Here is a 16963-nt window from a genome sequence, read left to right on the forward strand (position 1 = left end):
ACCTGAAACCAGGGAGAATGGCAAAGTGAGCAATAAAGAATTGCAGGCACTCAAAGAACGCTACGTTGCAGCGGGCGCGGCAAGCCCCAATGAACAGTTTGCCGACCACGCAACAAATGCGGAACTGTGGGATGCGGACGGCAAACGCATGATCGATTTCGCCGGCGGCATCGGTGTCCTTAACATCGGACATCGCCACCCGAAAGTGGTGGAAGCGATCAAGGCCCAGCTCGACAAACTCATGCACACCTGTCAGACGGTGATGCCCTACGAGGGCTACGTGAAGCTGGCACAGAAACTCAGTGAAGTGGTACCGGTCAAGGGTCACGCCAAGGTGATGCTGGCCAACTCCGGTGCCGAAGCGCTGGAAAACGCCATGAAGATCGCACGCGCTGCCACCGGCAAAACCAACGTGATCTGTTTTGATGGCGGTTACCACGGCCGGACTTTCTACACCATGGCGATGAACGGCAAGGCAGCGCCTTACCAGACCGATTTCGGACCCATGCCCGGGAACGTTTTCCGCGCGCCTTACCCGGTGCCGTACCACGGTGTGTCCGAAGACGAAGCACTGCGCGGTCTGAAGATGACCATGAAGGCGGATTCGCCGGCCCACAACACCGCCGCCATCGTGATCGAGCCAGTGTTGGGCGAGGGCGGTTTCTATGCCGCGCCAACCAGCTTCCTGAAAGAGATCCGCAAGATCTGCGACGAAAACAACATCCTTATGGTGGTGGACGAAGTGCAGAGCGGCTTCGGCCGGACCGGCAAGATGTTTGCTATCGAGCACAGCGGCATTGAGCCGGATATGATGACCATGGCCAAGAGTATGGCGGACGGCATGCCAATCTCGGCCATCGTAGGCACCGACAAGCACATGGATGCCTCTGGCCCGAACTCGCTGGGCGGCACCTACACCGGCAGCCCGACGGCTTGTGCAGCGGCACTGGCGGTCTTCGATGTGTTCAAGGAAGACGACATTCTGGGCAAGGCCCAGGCTCTGGGTGACAAACTGAAGCAACGGTTCAGCCAGTGGCAGGAGCAGTTCGAGCACGTGGACAACGCCCGCAACATGGGGCCAATGGCCGCGTTTGAGCTGGTCGAGAGCAAATCCAACCGCAAACCGATGCCGGAAATGGCGGCGGCAGTAACCAAGAAAGCCAAGGAGAAAGGGCTGATTCTGCTGAGTTGCGGTATGTACGGCAATACCCTGCGTTTCCTGATGCCGGTCACCATCGAAGACGATGTGCTGGAAGAAGGGTTGGCCATTGTGGAAGAAAGTCTGAAGGAGGTCGGGGCGTAACACCCTGACGGTTCCTGATGTTCAAAAACCGGGCCCCGCAGGGGTCCGGTTTTTTTATGGCGGCATACCCTTGTCATCAGACACCGGGTTGTCGCTCAGACCCTCTCTGTCGCTGCCGACAGCCGCTTACCCCGACCGGTGGATTCATCGTATACTGCCGAGAGTTTTCCGGCAGAGCCCGCAGGCCTGCCGCTGTTCCACCAACCAGGCAACGCCATGACTTCTCAGAATTCTTCCAGTATTCCGGATCACAAGCCAAGGCCGTGGGTCGATCTGCTGGTCAGCATTATTATTCCATCCGTGATCCTGATGAAATTCAGCGGTGATGAGCACCTCGGCAGCGTTAACGCGTTGCTGATCGGACTGGCGTTCCCCCTTGGCTGGGGGCTGTATGAGCTGATCAAATACCGTAAGAAGAATTTCATCGCAGTGCTGGGTCTGATCAGTGTCGGGCTGACCGGCGGTATCGGGCTATTGGAGCTGGATGCCGGGTGGCTGGCCATCAAGGAGGCCGGGATTCCGGCAATCATCGGCCTGGCGGTGCTGATCTCCACCCGCACCCGATACCCGCTGGTACGCACCCTGTTGTACAACCCCTCCGTGCTGAACGTGGACAAGATTCAGTCTTCACTGAAAGAGCAGGGCAGCGAAGCCGAGTTTGAAGATCGCTTGCTCAAGGCCACCTATTTCTTCAGCCTGACCTTCCTGTTCTCCTCCATCATGAACTACGTACTGGCGAAATGGATTGTGGTCAGTCCCTCAGGCACGCAGGCGTTTAATGAGGAACTGGGCAGGATGACCCTGGTCAGCTACCCGATGATCGCCATTCCGTCGATGATCATGATGATCGCCATCTTTTACTACCTATGGCGCTCTATCCGCCGGCTCACCGGCTACACCCTGGAAGAAGTAATGGCGCCCCATCTCGCCGCCCAGCACGAAGCCAGTAACTCCTCGGATTCCACCAACGGTAAGCAATAACTGCTCGGCAATTAACGGATTTCCAAAAAAAAGGCGACCCGAAGGTCGCCTTTTTTCGTCTTCCTGAAACGCTACACGTCCAGGTTGGTCACTTCCAGCGCGTTGGTCTGGATAAAGGCCCGGCGCGGCTCCACATCATCGCCCATCAGGGTGGTGAAGATCTGATCCGCCGCAAAGGCGTCCTCGATGGTCACCTTCATCATGCGGCGCGTCTCCGGATCCATGGTGGTCTCCCACAGCTGTTCCGGGTTCATCTCGCCCAGTCCCTTATAGCGCTGGATGTTCAGTCCCCGCTGAGCTTCCTTCATCAGCCAGTCCAGCGCACCCTCGAAGGACAACACCGCCTGCTTGCGCTCACCACGCTGGATGTAGGCGCCATCCTCCACCAGTCCGTCCAGAGCTTCGCCCATTCTTGCAATGGAAAGGTACGACGACGACTCGAAGAATTCGTGATTGAACACATGGGTATACGGAATACCGTGTACTGAAATCACCACCTTCGGCAGGTACAGATTGCGCTCGCCATCTTTCTCCACCGAGAAGGTATATTTGGTGCCGGTACGGGTATCCAGATCCAGGCCATCGCCAAGGCGCGCCACCCAGCGAGCTACCGCCGCTTCGTCCCGGAGGTCGTCAGGCTTGAGGGTGACGTTCTGCAGCATCTGCTCCAGAACCTTGGCGGGATAGGCTCGGGACAAACGCTCGATCATCGCCATCACCGCCTGGTAATCCTTCACCATGGTTTCCAGCGCGGAATCCTTGATTGCCGGGGCTTCCGGATTGACGTACAGCTGAGCGCCCTCCAAAGCGGTCTGGGTCAGGTAGGACACCTTGGCCTTCTCGTCCTTAAGGTACTGCTCCTGTTTGCCCCGCTTGACCTTGTACAGTGGCGGCATGGCGATAAAGACGTGACCACGCTCGATGATCTCGCGCATCTGGCGGAACAGGAACGTCAGCAACAGTGTACGGATGTGTGAGCCATCCACGTCGGCGTCGGTCATGATGATGATGGAGTGGTACCGCAGTTTTTCCGGATTGAATTCCTCACGGCCGATACCACAGCCCAGCGCGGTAATCAGTGTGCCGACCTCCACCGAGGACAGCATCTTGTCAAAGCGCGCTTTCTCTACGTTGAGGATCTTGCCCTTGAGGGGAAGAATGGCCTGTGTCTTGCGGTCGCGACCCTGTTTGGCGCTGCCGCCGGCCGAGTCACCCTCCACAATGAACAGTTCGGACAGGGCGGGGTCTTTCTCCTGGCAGTCCGCCAGTTTGCCGGGCAAGCCGGCAATATCCAGCGCACCCTTACGGCGGGTCATATCCCGCGCCTTGCGGGCAGCCTCGCGGGCACGGGCCGCTTCGATCATCTTGTTGACGATCAGTTTGGCCTCACCCGGTTGTTCCTGAAGGAAGTCGGCAAAGGCCTGGTACAGCTCCTGCTCCACCGCGGTTTTGACTTCCGAGGAGACCAGCTTGTCCTTGGTCTGGGACGAGAACTTGGGGTCCGGTACCTTGACGCTGATGATCGCAGTCAGGCCTTCACGGGCGTCATCCCCGGACGTGCTGACCTTGGCCTTCTTGCCCAGGCCTTCGTGCTCGATGTAGTTGTTCAGCGAACGGGTCAGGGCGGCGCGGAACCCGGCCAGGTGGGTACCGCCGTCGCGCTGGGGGATGTTGTTGGTGAAGCAGTAAATGTTCTCCTGGAAGGCGTCGTTCCACTGCATGGCCACTTCCACCGAGGTGCCGTCTTCCCGATCCTTGTTGAAATGGAAGACCCGGTTGATCGGCGTTTTGTTGCTGTTCAGATGCTCAACGAACGCGCGCAGACCGCCCTCATATTCAAAGACCTCTTCCTTGCCACTGCGCTCGTCGGTCAAGCGGATACGTACGCCGCTGTTCAGGAAAGCCAGCTCACGCAAGCGCTTGGCAAGAATGTCGTAATGGAACTCGATATGAGTAAAGGTTTCCGGCGAGGGAATGAAATGGACCTTGGTACCACTGGCATCGGTATCACCGACCACACTCAGAGGCGCGTTGGGCACGCCGTGGGTGTAGCTTTGCTCGTAGACCTTGCCTTCACGGCGAATGGTGAGGGTCAGGGTAGAGGAGAGCGCGTTCACTACCGACACGCCCACGCCGTGCAAACCACCAGAGACTTTGTAGGAGTTGTCATCGAACTTACCGCCCGCGTGAAGCACCGTCATGATGACTTCCGCGGCGGACACCCCTTCTCCCTCGTGCAGATCTGTCGGGATGCCGCGGCCGTTATCCTTCACCGAGATCGACTCGTCCGGATGAATGATCACCCCAATCTCCGAGCAATGCCCCGCCAAAGCTTCGTCGATAGAGTTATCCACCAGCTCGAAGACCATGTGGTGCAGGCCCGTGCCATCATCGGTATCGCCGATGTACATCCCGGGCCGTTTCCGAACCGCATCCAGTCCTTTCAAGACTTTGATACTGGAGGAATTGTAGTTCGATTCGCTCATTAGGGTACTCCTGAAGGGTGATTACCGGGTCCGGCTCTGATGGCGGGTTCTGACCACGCCAACCCTCTGCCACCCGGGTCTTATTCTTCCGTCAATTGTCCATGTTCCACGTGGAACATTCGATAGTCCGGTTTCGCGTTCTGCCAGAGTTCGTCCGGCCGAGGCGATTCGATGGAGGTAATAAACACCTGGCATCGTAATTCGTGTAACTTCCTGGCCAACATGGATCGGTGGCCAACATCCAGCTCCGCATTGATATCGTCGAGCAGAAACGTCACCTGTTTGCCCAGTTGGCTCAGCACCATGCCTTGAGCAATTTTCATCAGGATCACCAGGGTTTTCTGCTGTCCGCGGGAAAACGTTTCGGCCACTGGCCGCCCCTGGAACCGCAACTTGATGTCGGCCCGATTCGGGCCATACAGGGTGTGGCCCATCCGCAATTCCTGTTCCCGATGCGCGGCAAGAACTTCCGATAACGGCAGGCTGGTATCCCACCCGGCAAAGAAGTCCATTTTCATGCCTTCGACCCAGGGTGCGTCCACCTCTTTTACAAGGCTCTGGAACGCCGTCTGGAACAGCTCAAAGGCACTGCGCCTCGCGTCGGTCAGCTGCTTGGCCAGAACCGTGTACTGGTTGTCCCAGACCCGGACTAAAGCCTCGTCTAGTCTACCATTTCTCAGCGTTTGATTCCGCTGTGATGTCACTCTTTGACACTGCTGCCACACGCCGGCAAACGAAGGTTCCACGTGGAACACTGACCAGTCGAGAAACTGACGACGCTTGCCAGGGCCCCCGGCCACAATCTCGAACACCCCCGGATCAATCACGGAAACCGGCAGGTGCCTGGCCAGGACGGAGAGATTTTTCACCGCCTCGCCGTCCACTCTCAAGGTGGTCTCTTTCGATGAAACATCCCGCGCAAAACCCAACCGGTGCCGCAACTGACCCGGGCTTTGCTGACGGTCTTTGTCCGGCTCCAGTCCCTGATCCAGCCCGCCGAAAACCGTGAGGCGTTGCTGGCCATGACTGACCACGGCCTGATGACGACTGACGCGGAACGAGCGACCGAGGCCCAGGTAACCGATGGCCTCCAGAACGCTGGACTTGCCACTGCCGTTCTCACCGAACAGCAGGTTAAAAGAAGGGGAGAAAGTCACGGGTGAGGCGGCGAGATTGCGGAAGTGTTCCGTTTGCAGTTTGACCAGCGCCATAGAGTCAGAGGACTTCCGCAGAGTGTGTAAGAAAACAAAAAGGCAGCATCCGCGTAGCGAATGCTGCCTTAGTGTACAAAACCCTCAGCCCGTTGGCGACGTCCGTGATGCCTGCTCTTATGAGCATCGCACAACGGCTGGTCGGATCAATGCAGCATGTTCAGGCGCTCGTCCATGAACACGTCCATTTCCGGCGCCAGAATGTGCACATAGCGGTCGAAATACAGGAACTGTTTTAGCAACAGTGCAAACTCGCGGGGGAAATGCAGACCGTGGCTCTCGCCGATCTTCACCATATCCATCAGGATATTGTTAACGTCGTCGTCCGCCTGATCAGCTTCATAGGGCACCTGGTCCGGAACCATCTTATCCATCTGCTGATACAGCTTGCGCAAGTCCGCCGCCAACGCCGACGTCTCCACATGCTCGTGGGTGATGCCGATACGGATCATGGCATCCGCCATGCCATCGAAGTTACCCACCATAATGGCCGAAATAAAATCACTGACCGCTTGCCAGGTGTCCGGTCGAATCCGACCCACAATACCGAAATCGATGAACCCGACCCGACCGTCTTTCAGTACCATCAGATTTCCCGCATGCACGTCCGCGTGGAAGAATTCGCACTGGGTCAGGCTGGAGAACCAGGTATTCATCGCGGTGATCAGGGTGCGTTCCGGATCGCGGGCGTAGCCGCGAATACTCTCGAGATCGGTCAGCGGTACACCGTGGAACCGTTCCATGGTGAGAATCCGCCGGGTACTGCTCTGCTCGTACACCAATGGCACCGCCGCGTCTTCATTATGGGTGGTGCTCAGGAACTCGCGGAACACCTTCAGGTTATTGGCTTCCTTGATGAAATCACACTCTTCCATCATGGTGCGCTGAATCTCTTCCACAATACCGGACAGCGAAGTCCAGGACAGCTTGGGCGCCAGCGTCTCGAGAATTTTTGCAGACAGGTACAGGAAGTTGAGATCGGTCAGCAGGATGTTTTCCACACCCGGCTTTTGGACTTTGATCACCACGTCTTCGCCAGTCAGCAATTTTGCCGCATGCACCTGGGCAATCGACGCCGAGGCCAGCGCCACCGGGTCGATTTCCGCGAACACCTGGTCAATGGGCCGGCCCAGTTCGTCGCGAATAATTTTACGAATCACACTGAACGGCAGGTTCGGGGTTTTATCGAGACAGTACTGGAACTCCTCCACGTATTCCTTGGGGAAAAACGTCGGAGAACTGGCAATGAATTGCCCCAGTTTGATGTAGGTGGCGCCGAGCGACTCAAAGGTCTGCCTGAGCAGGCGCGGCGTTGGCGGGCGATCGCCCCGCAGCCAGTTTAATCCGGTCCGCCCCAGCACCGACGCTGTCTGGCCGATGCGGAATGCACCTTTGATACCGTTACTTACCGTTCCGAAAACCATCTCGTCACTCACCTTTTTGCTGAACCCGATGTGTACCATCCCTGACTGCAACTGCTATGGTCACGCCATCCGTAGCCCGGTTCATTGTGTCCTACAGGCGCATCGGCATGACCACATACAGGCAACGGTTGTCGTTCTGGGCTTCAATCAACGCACTGCTGTTCGGATTCGACAGGGTGATCTTCACCTGCTCCTCATCCAGTGCGTTCATCACGTCCACCAGATAGCCTACATTAAAGCCGATCTGCAGTGATTCGCCCTGATACTCCACCGGCAGCGCGTCTTCGGCCTGTTCCTGGTCCGGGTTGTTGGCAAACACCTGCAACTCGTTCGGCGCCAGATTCAGCCGCACACCGCGAATGTTTTCGTGAGACAGGATGCCGGCGCGCTGCAGGGTGTTCTTGAGCGTAGCCCGGTCCGCAAGCACCACCTTGTCGCCGCCGCGAGGGATCACCCGGTTGTAGTCCGGGAACTTGCCCTCGATAAGCTTGGAGGTAAAGGTGTAACTGCCCACCGTGGCGCGCAGGTGGTTGTCGCCGATCACCAGGGTCACTGGTGTTTCCACGTCGTCCAGCAACCGCGCCAACTCCAGCACGCCCTTGCGGGGCACAATCACCTGCTTGAGATCACACCCTGTCGGCAGGTCAAAATGCGCCATCGCCAGACGGTGACCATCGGTGGCCACGGTCCGCACATGGCCCTGGTCCACTTCCAGCAACAGCCCGTTCAGATAGTAGCGCACGTCCTGCTGAGCCATGGCGAACGCGGTGGCGTCCAGCATCCGGCTCAGTTCCTTTTGCGGCAGCTCGATGCGGAAACTTTCCGCCTCGTCTTCCACATTGGGAAAGTGTTCCGCCGGCAGCGTCGACAGCGTGAAGTGACTGGCACCGCAACGCAGGTGCAGCCGGTCGCCTTCCAGCGCCAGTTCAATCGGTGCTTCATCGCCCAGGGCACGGCAGATATCCGCCAGCTTGCGGGCCGGCACCGTGATCTTGCCGGGCTGATCCACATGCACCGGTGTAATCCGGCCCACCAGCTCGACTTCCATGTTGGTACCGGTCATGGTGAGGGTATTGTCCTCAGCCACCAGCAGCACATTGGACAGCACCGGCATGGTCTGTTTCCTTTCAACAACCCCGGCGATCGACTGCAACGGGGTAAGCAATGATTCTCGGCTGATCGTCAGTTTCATGGCACTCAGCATTCTTTTTCTGGAAGGTGAATGTTTGTCCGCCGCCAACCCGGGATCAGGTAGTCAGCAGCCTCATAAAATTCTGATAATCCTCGCGGATACTGGGATCCGTCTCCTGCAGTTCGACAATCTTCTTGCAGGCGTGCAATACGGTGGTGTGATCTCGGCCGCCGAAGGCATCGCCGATTTCCGGCAGGCTGTGATTGGTCAGTTCCTTGGACAGGGACATGGCCACCTGACGCGGCCGGGTCACTGTCCGGGTGCGGCGTTTGGACAGCAAATCCGCCACCTTGATCTTGTAATACTCCGCCACCGTGCGTTGGATGTTGTCAATGCTGACCTGTTTCTCATGCAGCGCCAACAGGTCTTTCAGACTCTCGCGAATAAACGGCGGGGTAATTTCCGATCCCGTGAAGTGAGCATTCGCTATCACCAAACGCAGCGCGCCTTCTAATTCTCGCACGTTGGAGCGAATTTTCTGAGCGATAAAAAAGGCCGCTTCGCTGCTGAGTTTGACGTTCGCCTGTTCCGCTTTTTTCATCAGGATCGCCACCCGGGTTTCCAGCTCCGGTGGCTCCACCATCACCGTCAGGCCCCAGCCAAAACGGGACTTCAGCCGCTCTTCCATATCGACAATTTCTTTCGGGAAGCGGTCACAGGTCACGATCACCTGCTGGCCACCCTCGAGCAAGGCATTGAAGGTGTGGAAAAACTCTTCCTGTGACCGTTCCTTACGAGCGAAAAACTGGATGTCATCAATCAACAGTGCGTCCACGGACCGGTAATACCGCTTGAACTCGTTGATGGCATTCAGCTGAAGGGCTTTTACCATATCCGCCACAAAGCGTTCGGAGCGCAGATATGCCACCTTGGCCCTGGGATTTCGCCGCACGATGTCATTACCAATGGCGTGCATCAGGTGGGTCTTGCCCAGCCCCACACCACCATAGAGGAACAGCGGGTTATAGGCACCGCCCGGATTCTCCGCCACCTGCATCGACGCGGCTCGGGCCAGCTGGTTCGATTTACCCTCAACGAACGTCTCGAAAGTGAACCCTTCGTTGAGGAAACTCTGGTGCTTGATGTCACCTTCCACCTGAACCGTGCGCCGCTCGTTGGCGGCTTTCGGCCTCACCGACGAGGATACAGCCGTTGCCGCCACCCCACGCTCTTCTTCCGTAACCCGGCTGCCGGACTCTTCCTGAGCTGCACTGCCGGCGTCGTTACCCGGGTCAGAACGCAGCACCAGATCGCCGGCCCGGGGTGCCGAGCCAACTTTCATATTTACCCGGGGAGCCTGGCCGCCATTAAGGTCCTTCAACACCTCTTCGATCCGCCTGAGATACTTCTCGTTCACCCAGTCCATAACAAACCGGTTGGGCGCGAACAGCATCAGCTGACCTTCACGATGGTCAGACTGCAGGGGCCTCAGCCAGGTGTTGAACTGTTGGGCGGGAAATTCGTCCCGGAGTACTTCTAGACATTGATGCCAGATGGTGTTCGGCACGACAGCCTGCCTCCGATGCCTCAGGAATTTCTCAAAACGAATCAGGTGCAATCCGCTACCAGAGATGACCCGGAATTCTAACCCGCACGCCTCCCAAGTAAAAGAGCGAAAAGCGACTCATGAACAGCCTGTGGAAATTTATTTTCTTTTCTTTCAATTTTTTACAGACTTACCTACAGGGTTGTGTACAGAAAAATAGTGGTGGATAAGGTTACCCACAGCCCTGTGTGTACAGCCTGCCCTCAACCCTGTGTGTAGCCACTTGACCAATGCAGGGATAACTTCGGTTTTTCACCCCCGACCAGGTTACCCACAATTCCTGCATCGCTTGTGCACAGCCCTCAGGCCGCTTTTTCAACTGCCTTATGAATCGACCAACTTCCTGTTTTTAAGACGGAACCAGGCTCTATCCACAGAAAAGTGCCTCAGTAATAACAGTAATAATTAATCCTTAAGACATTTAAAAAAAGACTTATTACTATGATTACTGTCCGCTGCTGACCCTTCAGATCGACACGATCCTCTGCGGATGACGCATTAACCATTGAATTCGTCGCAGGGTTTGCATAGAATGCCGCTCCTGTTTTGGCTGTTCATTTTCCAGCCAACCATGAATTTCCCAATACCTGTAATGTGAGATCATCACCATGAAAAGAACGTTTCAACCAAGCGTACTGAAGCGTAAGCGCGTTCACGGTTTCCGTGCCCGCATGGCTACTGCCAACGGTCGCAAAGTGATTTCCCGTCGTCGTGCAAAAGGTCGTGCGCGTCTGTCTGCTTAAGACATCGTTCGCCTCATGAAGACTTTGGCATTTCCGAAATCCCATCGGTTACTCACACCCAGGGATTACGGCAAGGTCTTCGACGACGTCCAAGTCAGAGTTCCGCACCGGAATTTTCTGATCCTGGCTACCCCCAATTCACTGGGGCATGCCAGGGTTGGTCTGGTGTTTTCCAAGAAAAACCTGAAACTTGCCGTTCAGCGAAATCGTGTCAAACGACGTGTACGGGAAACGTTCAGGCTCCAGCCCGATCTACCGGGACTGGATATTATTGTTCTTGGCCGGCAGGGTCTGGTTCAGCTCGACAATCAGACTCTGACCGCAACCTTGAACGATCTCTGGTCACGCCTGATCAGAAAGAGCCGTCAAAGTCTGTCATCAACCGCCACCTCCCCTGCCGGTAAAGGAACGGATTAATGCGCAAACTGCTGCTTCTCCCGATCCGCTTTTACCAGTACGCCATCAGTCCGATGATGGCCAGTCATTGCCGGCATTATCCAACCTGTTCCCAGTACGCAATTGAGGCCATCAACCACCACGGTGCGCTGAAAGGACTTTTTCTTGCCACACGACGATTGTTGAGGTGTCATCCCTGGGCCGAAGGCGGTTATGATCCGGTACCGGGCACCCATTCCCATAACTCGAACCAGACTGAACAGTAAGTTTATGGATATTCAACGCATTGTATTGTTTGCCGGCCTCGCAATTGTCAGTTATCTGATGGTGCTTGCCTGGAACGAAGACTATCATCAGCCTCAACAGCAACCCCAGGTCACCGAACAGGCCAGCGTGTCCCAAAATAGCAGCGGGGAAGATCTGCGGTTGCCGGAGGAAGGCGATACCGGCGCTGTCGCTGACGAAGAATTCTCCACCCCCGAGGGCAGCAGTCCCGGCGTCAGTTCCGCTCCCGTGGTGTCAGAAAACAGTGACAAGCTGATCACCGTGCGTACCGATGTCCTGGAACTGACTATTGACCGCGTGGGCGGCAATCTGGTGGAAAGCTCCCTGCTGGACTACGACCGTTCGCTGGGTAGTGAAGACTCCCTGAAAATTCTGACCAATTCCGGCAACCGCACTTACGTCATGGAAAGCGGGCTGATTGGCCGCAACGGCATCGACAGCCGTCGCAACGGCTCATCGCCGGTATACGAGGCCACATCCGCCAGCTACGAGCTGTCTGACGATGCCAACGAATTGATCGTCGACCTGACCTACACCACCGAAAGCGGCGTGGAAATCACCAAGCAGTACCAGTTTGCTCGTAACAGCTACGAGATCGACGTGCGCTACCTGATCAACAACCGCTCTTCGGAGGCCTGGCAGGCCAACCTCACCGGTAAGATTGTCCGTGACCGGGCGCCTGACCCGACGGCCCAGAACAGCCTGGGTATTCAGGCATTCCTCGGCATGGTCGTCAGCACCCCTGAGGATCCCTACGAAAAGTACGACTTCAGTGATCTCGCGGAAGAGCCCATCAACCAGTCCGTCACCAATGGCTGGCTGGCCTTCCTGCAGCACTACTTCATCGCGGCCTGGGTCCCGGAGCGGGATCAGCCGGCACAGTTCCAGTCGACACAACGGGGCCCGCTGCATGTGATGGGCTTTGTCTATCCGGCTACGTCGGTCGCTCCGGGGGATTCCGCGGAAGTGGGTGCCCGCGCCTATGTTGGCCCGAAGATCATTGAACGTCTGGAAACGGTGGCACCGAACCTCGACCGCACCGTTGATTTCGGCTTCCTGTTCTTCATTGCTCTGCCGCTGTTTATCGTGCTGGACTGGTTCTATGGCCTGGTGGGTAACTGGGGCGTCGCCATCATTCTGCTGACGGTGGTGGTCAAGGGAGTGTTTTTCCACCTGTCGGCCACCAGCTATCGCTCAATGGCCAGAATGCGCGCCGTTGCCCCACAACTGACCCGTCTGAAAGAACTCTATGGCGATGACCGTCAGCGCATGTCCCAGGAGATGATGGCGCTGTACAAGCGGGAAAAGATCAATCCGCTCGGGGGCTGCCTGCCGATCCTGGTGCAGATGCCGGTGTTCATCTCCCTGTACTGGGTACTGTTCGAGAGTGTGCAGTTACGCCATGCGCCGTTCATGCTGTGGATCAACGATCTGTCGGTCATGGATCCGTATTTCATTCTGCCGATCCTGATGGGCGTCAGCATGTTCCTGCAGATGAGCCTGAACCCGACGCCGCCGGATCCCATGCAGGCCAAGATCATGAAAGCGATGCCGCTGATCTTCACGGTGTTCTTCCTCTGGTTCCCCGCCGGTCTGGTACTGTACTGGCTGGTGAACAACATTCTGTCCATTGCCCAGCAGTGGTACATTACGCGGAAGATTGAAGCGGAAGTGGCGGGCAGAAAGCACTGATCTGCGGATCCAGAGTCTGAACCCGTACCCTGGCAGAGGCTCCTTCACGGAGCCTCTGCTGGTTCAGGACCCGGATAAACCCGCAAACTCCCGGAACAGGAACACAGAGCGCATCATGGAACACGTCACCGATACCATTGCCGCCATTGCCACGGCGCCCGGCCAGGCCGGTGTCGGTATTGTGCGGGTATCCGGTCCCCGCGCCGGCGCCATTGCCCATGCCATGCTGGGCTATCCACCCAAACCCCGGCATGCCCACTACGGCCCGTTTCACGATCAGCACAACCAGCTGATTGACGAAGGCATCGGTCTGTTCTTCCCCAACCCCCATTCCTTTACCGGAGAAGACGTCTTCGAGCTTCAGGGGCACGGTGGCACGGTCATTCTGGACCTGTTGTTACGTCAGGTCTGTGAACTGGGCGCCCGCCTCGCGCGCCCCGGCGAATTTTCCGAACGGGCCTTCCTCAACGACAAGCTTGATCTGGCTCAGGCCGAGGCCATTGCCGACCTGATTGAAAGCAGCTCTGAGCAGGCCGCCCGATGTGCCGTGCGTTCCATGCAGGGGGTGTTTTCCCGCCGCATTGAAACCCTGGTGGACGCGGTTACCCATCTGCGTATCTACGTGGAGGCGGCCATCGATTTTCCGGAAGAAGAAATCGATTTTCTTGCCGACGGCAAGGTTGCCGCTGACCTGCAGCAGCTGATTGCCGATCTCGATGGCATCCTGGCAGAAGCACAACAGGGCACGATTCTACGGGACGGCATGAAGGTGGTGATCGCCGGCCGACCCAATGCCGGCAAATCGAGTCTGTTGAACGCCCTGGCCGGCCGTGAGGCCGCCATCGTGACCGCGATCGAGGGCACCACCCGGGACGTGCTGCGGGAACACATCCACATTGATGGTATGCCGTTACACATCATCGACACCGCCGGTTTGCGGGACAGCCCCGATGAGGTGGAACGGATCGGTATTGCCCGGGCCTGGGACGAGATCCGTCAGGCCGACCGAATCCTGCTGATGGTAGACGCCACCACTACCGCAGAAACCACCCCGCACCGGATCTGGCCGGATTTCATTGATCAGCTACCGCCCTCCGCACCGGTGACGGTGATTCGCAACAAGGTCGACCTGAGCGAGGAAGCGGTAGGACTGGAGCAACCGGACGGGACCGGGGCGCCGGTGATTCGTCTGGCCGCCAAATCGGCTGCAGGTCTGGAAATCCTGCGGGATCATCTGAAACAGTGCATGGGCTTTGCCGCCACCACCGAGGGTGGTTTCCTGGCCCGTCGCCGGCATCTGGACGCGCTCGAGCGTGCCCGCTCGGCCATGCTGCAGGGCCAGGGTCAGCTTGATGGTTTCGGTGCCGGCGAGTTGCTGGCAGAGGATCTGCGAGCGGCTCAGGACGCGCTGGGCGAGATCACCGGAGTGATGACCCCCGACGACCTGCTGGGCAAGATCTTCAGCAGTTTCTGTATCGGTAAATGACTCCGGATGCCCCGTCGCGTCCGTGCGACGAGGCCCGGAAGTGGATCAGAACCGGTAGGTAACCGACCCGCTGACTTCACGGCGCAGGCCATAGGTGGCGCTGCTGTCAAAGGCCGTGGCCACGTATTCCTTGTCCAGCAGGTTCTGGGCGTGCAGTCCCAGAGACACCTGGCCGATGTCGTAGGTGATCGCTGCGTCAACCAGGGTGACTTCCGGTACTTCCAGCGTATCGTTGGGACCGTTGAACAGGGCACCGTAGCGCTCGCCGATGTAGCGTACCCCCGCGCCAAGGCCTAGGCCATGCAGTGGGCCGCCATGGAAGCGGTACTTGCTCCACAGTGAGGCCTCGTGTTCCGGAGTGTATTCCAGTGGTTCACCGTCTTCCACCGGGTTGCTCGTTTTGGTGATTTCGGCGTCGGTGTAGGTGTAGCTGGCGATCAGATCCAGACCCTGCAGCACCCGTGTGCGGGCTTCCAGTTCCACACCCCGGGAGCGGGCTTCGCCCTGCTGCTCACTGAGGAAGGACACCGGATTGGTCGTCAGGTAATCTTTGCGGGTCAGGTCGAACCAGGCCATTGTCACCAGAGTGCTCGCCACCGGCTGATACTTGATCCCCACCTCGAACTGATGGGCGGTTTCCGGAGCAAATGGCTCGCCGTTACTGTCGGTGCCGGTGGTGGGCAGGAACGACTCCATGTAGCTGAGGTACGGTGCCAGACCGTTATCAAAGCGGTAAGTGACGCCGGCTCGGCCACTGAACTCCTCGTCATCGCGGCTTGCGGTGGTGGCGGTCAGGTTGTCGACCGTCTCCGTGCGCGCCTTATCGAAACGACCACCGAGGGAGACGGTCCAGCGATCCACGCGGATCTGATCCTGTAGGTAGACTCCGGTCTGTTTGAGCTCGCCCTCCTGATCCTTGAAGATCGGGGCGTCGGCAATGGGGGCGCCGTACTGCGGATCGAAGATATCCAGGTCACTGGCGGCGCCGAAAAACTGGGTGGAGTGCACGTCCACATCCTGGTGATCCAGCCCCACCAGTACGGTGTGGTCCGCCGCCCCGGTACCGAAGCCGAACTCTACCTGAGTGTCCAGGTTCAGACCATCAATCCGGCCGAAACTGTCGAACCGTGACCGGGTAATCGTGCGCTGATCCGCCTGCAGACCGGTGGTGTAAATGGTTCGGTCGTCCACGTCGTTGCGGTAGTTGCGAGCATTCTGGCGCAGAGTGACGCGATCACTGACCCGGTGCTCGAATTCATAGCCCACCGCGGTTTCCCGGCGTTCGTATTCGTCATAGCCGGGTTCACCGGTGAACCGGTTGTCGGGGATGCTGCCGTTGGGATTGGGTTCCAGTGTGCCCTGCAGCGGGTAGCGCTGGGATGGCTGGGTGTCGTCATACTGCAGGTGAGCCAGCACGGTGAAGCGGGTGGCGTCGGTGGGTTGCCAGGTCAGGCTGGGTGCCAGGTATTTGCGGTTATCGTCGACGAAATCCACCTGGGTTTCGCTGTCCCGCACCAGACCCACCAGCCGCAGCGCCAGGGTGTCACTGTCATTGACCGCACCGCTGATGTCGAACTGGCCCTGGCGCAGCTCGTTGGAGCCGGCTTCGAGGCGGACTTCACGACGGGTGTCGAAGGTCGGTCGCTTGGACACGTAATTCACCAGGCCGCCGGGCCCGGCCTGGCCATACAGCACCGACGACGGGCCTTTCAGCACGTCAATGCGCTCGGCGCCATACGGTTCAAGGCTGTAGCCGCCGGCAAAGTCCGGGTTGCTCAGTTTGAGGCTGTCACGGAAGATGCCGCTGGTGGCCACATCGAACCCGCGAATGCGCAGGAAGGTGGTACGGGGTTCAAAACCGAAGGTCTCGCCGCGAGCACCGGCGGTGTAGCGCAACACTTCCGCCAGGTTGGCGGAGTTCTGGTCGCGGATCTCGTCGGCGGTAACGGTGCTGATGGACTGCGGCGTTTCGGTGATGGCGGTGGCGGTTTTGGTGCCGGTCACCGTGGTGTCGGCGGCGTAGCCGTCAATCGGCGCGGTGCCGCTGTTCGGTAGCGCGTCCGCAGACACTTCGATGGCGCCCAGTTCTTCTACCTTGTCATCCCTGACCGGCCCGTCCTGGGCATGGGCGGCGGCAGGGACCAGAGCCGCGGTGGCAATCGCCAGCGCCAGTACCGAGGGTGTGAAAGACCAACCGCAACGGGATTGTGTGATCATG

The 16963-nt window shown here is 58.1% G+C and carries 13 protein-coding genes; 7 read left to right on the plus strand and 6 right to left on the minus strand.

Annotated elements, in window-relative coordinates:
• Positions 1 to 25: 25 nt before the first annotated feature.
• Positions 26 to 1303, plus strand: coding sequence for an aspartate aminotransferase family protein (locus R0125_RS12145; RefSeq protein WP_248181822.1), 1278 nt, complete (start codon positions 26 to 28; stop codon positions 1301 to 1303).
• A 216-nt stretch (positions 1304 to 1519) separates the two neighbouring features.
• A complete protein-coding gene (locus tag R0125_RS12150) occupies positions 1520 to 2284 on the plus strand; it encodes a VC0807 family protein (RefSeq protein WP_317238348.1) in 765 nt (254 codons plus the stop codon).
• 71 nt (positions 2285 to 2355) lie between these two features.
• Here the strand turns inward: R0125_RS12150 and gyrB are convergent, their stop codons facing one another.
• The 5 genes from gyrB to dnaA all read right to left on the minus strand — a co-directional run bounded on the left by gyrB (position 2356) and on the right by dnaA (position 10104).
• Positions 2356 to 4770, minus strand: coding sequence for a DNA topoisomerase (ATP-hydrolyzing) subunit B (gene gyrB, locus R0125_RS12155; protein ID WP_317238349.1), 2415 nt, complete (start codon positions 4768 to 4770; stop codon positions 2356 to 2358).
• 80 nt (positions 4771 to 4850) lie between these two features.
• Complete coding sequence (gene recF / locus R0125_RS12160; protein ID WP_317238350.1) at positions 4851 to 5981, minus strand: DNA replication/repair protein RecF; 1131 nt, start codon at positions 5979 to 5981, stop codon at positions 4851 to 4853.
• A 146-nt stretch (positions 5982 to 6127) separates the two neighbouring features.
• Entirely contained in the window at positions 6128 to 7405 is a 1278-nt protein-coding gene (locus tag R0125_RS12165) for an ABC1 kinase family protein (protein WP_248181826.1), read from the minus strand.
• A 91-nt stretch (positions 7406 to 7496) separates the two neighbouring features.
• Positions 7497 to 8597 carry a DNA polymerase III subunit beta gene (gene dnaN, locus R0125_RS12170; RefSeq protein WP_317238351.1) on the minus strand — a complete coding sequence of 367 codons (1101 nt, stop codon included), beginning with the start codon at positions 8595 to 8597 and terminating at the stop codon, positions 7497 to 7499.
• A gap of 55 nt (positions 8598 to 8652) precedes the next feature.
• Complete coding sequence (gene dnaA, locus R0125_RS12175; RefSeq protein ID WP_317238352.1) at positions 8653 to 10104, minus strand: chromosomal replication initiator protein DnaA; 1452 nt, start codon at positions 10102 to 10104, stop codon at positions 8653 to 8655.
• Between the two features lie 647 nt (positions 10105 to 10751).
• On the opposite strand from dnaA, the gene rpmH reads away from it, so the two are divergent.
• From rpmH to mnmE, 5 genes are all read left to right on the plus strand, one after another.
• Positions 10752 to 10886 (plus strand): 50S ribosomal protein L34, encoded by a 135-nt coding sequence (gene rpmH, locus R0125_RS12180; RefSeq protein ID WP_008172542.1) that lies wholly within the window; start codon positions 10752 to 10754, stop codon positions 10884 to 10886.
• A 15-nt stretch (positions 10887 to 10901) separates the two neighbouring features.
• On the plus strand, positions 10902 to 11303 hold the full coding sequence (gene rnpA / locus R0125_RS12185; protein WP_317238353.1) for a ribonuclease P protein component: 402 nt from the start codon (positions 10902 to 10904) through the stop codon (positions 11301 to 11303).
• Positions 11303 to 11548 (plus strand): membrane protein insertion efficiency factor YidD, encoded by a 246-nt coding sequence (yidD, locus tag R0125_RS12190; RefSeq protein ID WP_248181830.1) that lies wholly within the window; start codon positions 11303 to 11305, stop codon positions 11546 to 11548. The genes rnpA and yidD overlap by 1 nt, the downstream gene beginning before the upstream one ends.
• A gap of 4 nt (positions 11549 to 11552) precedes the next feature.
• On the plus strand, positions 11553 to 13259 hold the full coding sequence (yidC, locus tag R0125_RS12195) for a membrane protein insertase YidC (protein ID WP_317238354.1): 1707 nt from the start codon (positions 11553 to 11555) through the stop codon (positions 13257 to 13259).
• Between the two features lie 115 nt (positions 13260 to 13374).
• Positions 13375 to 14745, plus strand: a complete 1371-nt coding sequence (gene mnmE / locus R0125_RS12200; RefSeq protein ID WP_317238355.1) for a tRNA uridine-5-carboxymethylaminomethyl(34) synthesis GTPase MnmE — start codon at positions 13375 to 13377, stop codon at positions 14743 to 14745.
• A gap of 45 nt (positions 14746 to 14790) precedes the next feature.
• Here mnmE and R0125_RS12205 read toward each other — a convergent pair whose 3' ends face one another.
• The gene (locus R0125_RS12205) at positions 14791 to 16962 is read right to left on the minus strand and encodes a TonB-dependent siderophore receptor (protein ID WP_317238356.1); all 2172 of its coding nucleotides are present in this window, start codon (positions 16960 to 16962) and stop codon (positions 14791 to 14793) included.
• Position 16963 lies beyond the last annotated feature (1 nt).

Origin of the sequence: Marinobacter sp. M-5, from assembly GCF_032911545.1 — a bacterium.
Taxonomy (GTDB): Bacteria; Pseudomonadota; Gammaproteobacteria; order Pseudomonadales; family Oleiphilaceae; genus Marinobacter; species Marinobacter goseongensis.

Excerpts from the sequence above, each read along its gene's own strand:
- R0125_RS12205 (WP_317238356.1), bottom strand. The coding sequence starts at position 16,962 with ATGATCACACAATCCCGTTGCGGTTGGTCTTTCACACCCTCGGTACTG.
- R0125_RS12150 (WP_317238348.1), top strand. The coding sequence starts at position 1,520 with ATGACTTCTCAGAATTCTTCCAGTATTCCGGATCACAAGCCAAGGCCG.
- R0125_RS12165 (WP_248181826.1), bottom strand. The coding sequence starts at position 7,405 with ATGGTTTTCGGAACGGTAAGTAACGGTATCAAAGGTGCATTCCGCATC.
- recF (WP_317238350.1), bottom strand. The coding sequence starts at position 5,981 with ATGGCGCTGGTCAAACTGCAAACGGAACACTTCCGCAATCTCGCCGCC.
- mnmE (WP_317238355.1), top strand. The coding sequence starts at position 13,375 with ATGGAACACGTCACCGATACCATTGCCGCCATTGCCACGGCGCCCGGC.
- dnaN (WP_317238351.1), bottom strand. The coding sequence starts at position 8,597 with ATGAAACTGACGATCAGCCGAGAATCATTGCTTACCCCGTTGCAGTCG.
- rpmH (WP_008172542.1), top strand. The coding sequence starts at position 10,752 with ATGAAAAGAACGTTTCAACCAAGCGTACTGAAGCGTAAGCGCGTTCAC.
- yidC (WP_317238354.1), top strand. The coding sequence starts at position 11,553 with ATGGATATTCAACGCATTGTATTGTTTGCCGGCCTCGCAATTGTCAGT.
- yidD (WP_248181830.1), top strand. The coding sequence starts at position 11,303 with ATGCGCAAACTGCTGCTTCTCCCGATCCGCTTTTACCAGTACGCCATC.
- gyrB (WP_317238349.1), bottom strand. The coding sequence starts at position 4,770 with ATGAGCGAATCGAACTACAATTCCTCCAGTATCAAAGTCTTGAAAGGA.
- rnpA (WP_317238353.1), top strand. The coding sequence starts at position 10,902 with ATGAAGACTTTGGCATTTCCGAAATCCCATCGGTTACTCACACCCAGG.